The sequence below is a fragment of the Chamaesiphon sp. VAR_48_metabat_403 genome, assembly GCF_031422475.1.
Lineage (GTDB): Bacteria > Cyanobacteriota > Cyanobacteriia > Cyanobacteriales > Chamaesiphonaceae > Chamaesiphon.
The window spans coordinates 1-2,734 of the sequence record NZ_JANPLS010000175.1 but is presented as its reverse complement, the minus strand read 5'-3'; the positions used below and the strand labels follow the sequence as shown (position 1 = coordinate 2,734).

Genomic DNA, 2,734 nt, shown 5'->3' with positions numbered 1-2,734 from the left:
ACACTTATTTTGGTGCTGATTTTCGGCGAACTTAGGTTGATTAAATATCGTATTCTTGCGGCAGAAAATAATGAATTGGTAGAATTAAGCCCTTTGTTTGGTTTTTTGATAGCGGCTGGTTTTGGTCTTGGCAATTATTTTGGTTTTTTCTTTGATAATGCAATGCTAAATACAATCAAAACATTCAACTAAATAGCTCTGAAATTGAATGTAGCTTGAAATTCGATCTTTAAATATAATATTCCATAAACGCTCGAACCTATACTAATGATACGATCGCTTTTGGTTATGGCAGTAGCGAAAATATAGAGCTACCCTAGCAGTTTAGTTCATAAAATTTATCTTACGATACATTGTCTTATGTAGTTTGTCAATATATTTCCGCAATATCTCGAATTGTCATGTATTTACAACTATCACTTAATTTGGGATTACTATATGTCTCCTCACTCGACTCGATCGGCTGTGATGAAAACGAAACTCTTTTCGATCGCATTTACTCTAACTATATTAGGTGGATCGATCGCCTATATTCCTGCTACTTTCGCCCAACCAGAATCTAATCGACCGATATCAACAAATCGATCTCCATCTGTCGAGATAAAATTGGTGCGTTTGCAACCTGGTAAGCCGCCGCTAACAACATTGACATTCGATCTGACAATCCGCAACCAAAACCCCAATCCAAACTGGTTTATCTTTCCTACTACTATTTATGAACGTAACTTAAAACCCCAAATCCAACCGATTAGTAATCTTAAAGCAATCGAGTATGGAGTTAAAGAGAATAAAGCAATTCTCGTTCGGTTAGATACTGCGGGTAGCGGTGAATTATCCGCTTTGTTATTAGCTGGAAATACCGAAATTAAGTTACGCAATCTTGAAATTAGCGTTTGGGGAGAATATCCAGTAGAGTTACCAATCGAGTTTATTACTACTAACAATCTCACCATCGACGGTAAATCGGTAGAAACTTACTCAGGAATTAAAAATATCGCGATCGCTAAGTCAGTCGAGCTAGATAAAGATCGAGGTGGTAAAACATTATTTGAATACCAACGCGATCCTAATTTACCGCGATCGCAATTAATTCAAGTCGCAGCTACCGAGCCAAAACCGATCGTGCTATCTATTTCTACCAAATCTCGTTAGGCGATCGATCTGAGTCGAAATTTGGTCGATCGGGAATCATCTCGGATCTCCTGTCTCAAAAGAGAGTTATTCTCAATAAGACTTGCTTCTTGCAAACAGAACCCAAGATCGGATATGATAAAGGTTAACGATCGAAACCGGGTGATGAGTATGTCATTCTATACAGCAGACTCTCTCAAAGCTGAATTACACGAACGGGGTTGGCGACTTACACCCCAGAGAGAGGTCATTCTAGATATCTTTCAGAATTTAGCAGCAGGCAAACATCTGAGCGCAGAGGAACTGTGCGAACTGCTTCATACCGAAGGACACGATATTAGTTTGTCTACTATCTATCGCACTGTCAAACTGATGGCGCGGATGGGTATTTTACGCGAACTAGAGTTAGCCGAAGATCACAAGCATTATGAAATAAATCAGCCATACCACCATCACCACCATCTCATCTGCGTTAAGTGCAACCAGACGATCGAATTTAAGAATGAATCCGTTCTGAAAATTGGTGATAAAACTTCTAAAAAAGAAGGGTACCATTTGCTCGACTGTCAGTTGACAATTCATGCGGTTTGTCCGAGCTGTCAGCGATCGATCGTATCGGTAAATTAGGGGATGGGGAATCTAAATAATACATACATCCCTATTCCCTGAGTTTAGCTACTTAGAACGATGTTTGGGGACGGGTCGATCGCTAGAACTACTAGAGATATTAAAAGCCAGATTGTAGATGATTTCGTTAGAGCGTGCAGACTTAAATAAATCGACAACAGGTTGCGGATAATCGACTCCAATCTTGACACCAAAACGTTCTTGTTCGACAGGTAAAAGCTTACCGGGTTCATGAACCTTGGCGGCTGGAATACCTTCTAGCTCTGGTAACCAATGTTTGACGTATTTACCCTCCCGATCGTAATCGTTGGACTGTTTGATAATATTAAAAAAGCGAAAACCACGCGCATCGTTACCAACACCTGCCGTATAGTTCCAGTTGCCCCAATTGCTACAAACATCGTAGTCAATTAATAAAGATTCAAACCATTCGGCACCCATCCGCCAATCGATACCCAGATTTTTAGTCAGGAAACTAGCCACATTTTGCCGTCCGCGATTGGACATATACCCCGTCGCTGCTAGTTCGCGCATGTTGGCATCTACCAACGGAAATCCCGTTTTTCCCTCCCGCCAGAGATCGAACCTCGTCCAATCTTGTTTCCAATCGAGATCGACACCTTGAAGTCCCGATCTTTTAAAAATCTTCGTGCCATGTTTAGCACAAATAAACCGAAAATAATCTCGCCACAATAACTCAAAAATCAACCAATAAGTCGAATCATTTTCAATCCGTTCGTCCTCGTACTTCTCGACTTGATCGTTAATATAGGTTGGCGACAGACACCCCAATGCCAGCCAAGCTGAAAATTTAGAAGAATAATCAGCACCTAGCATCTCATTGCGAGTTTCCTTATAGATCCGTAGTCGATCGCGTTGCCAGATATACTCATCTAGTCGGGCGATGCCTGCCGTTTCGCCGCCTTGGTATGCCAAAACACCGCGTGACTCAATTGGGGGTGCTGCTAGCCCCAAA

4 protein-coding genes are annotated in these 2,734 nt (G+C 41.3%); 3 read left to right on the top strand and 1 reads right to left on the bottom strand.

Features of this window, described 5'->3' with window-relative positions; all coding sequences use genetic code 11:
* The 3 genes from RMO79_RS08395 to RMO79_RS08385 form a co-directional block, all read left to right on the top strand.
* Positions 1-192 (top strand): hypothetical protein (locus RMO79_RS08395; protein WP_310482663.1); only part of this gene is annotated, 192 nt, incomplete at its 5' end.
* Positions 193-468: 276 nt separating this feature from the next.
* Positions 469-1,152 carry a hypothetical protein gene (locus tag RMO79_RS08390; protein WP_310482662.1) on the top strand — a complete coding sequence of 228 codons (684 nt, stop codon included), beginning with the start codon at positions 469-471 and terminating at the stop codon, positions 1,150-1,152.
* A gap of 150 nt (positions 1,153-1,302) precedes the next feature.
* Positions 1,303-1,758: a Fur family transcriptional regulator gene (locus tag RMO79_RS08385; RefSeq protein ID WP_310482664.1), complete on the top strand. Its 456-nt coding sequence runs from the start codon at positions 1,303-1,305 to the stop codon at positions 1,756-1,758.
* 48 nt (positions 1,759-1,806) lie between these two features.
* On the opposite strand, the gene RMO79_RS08380 is transcribed toward RMO79_RS08385, so the two are convergent.
* A partial coding sequence (locus RMO79_RS08380) for a DASH family cryptochrome (protein ID WP_310482661.1) occupies positions 1,807-2,734 on the bottom strand: 928 nt, incomplete at its 5' end.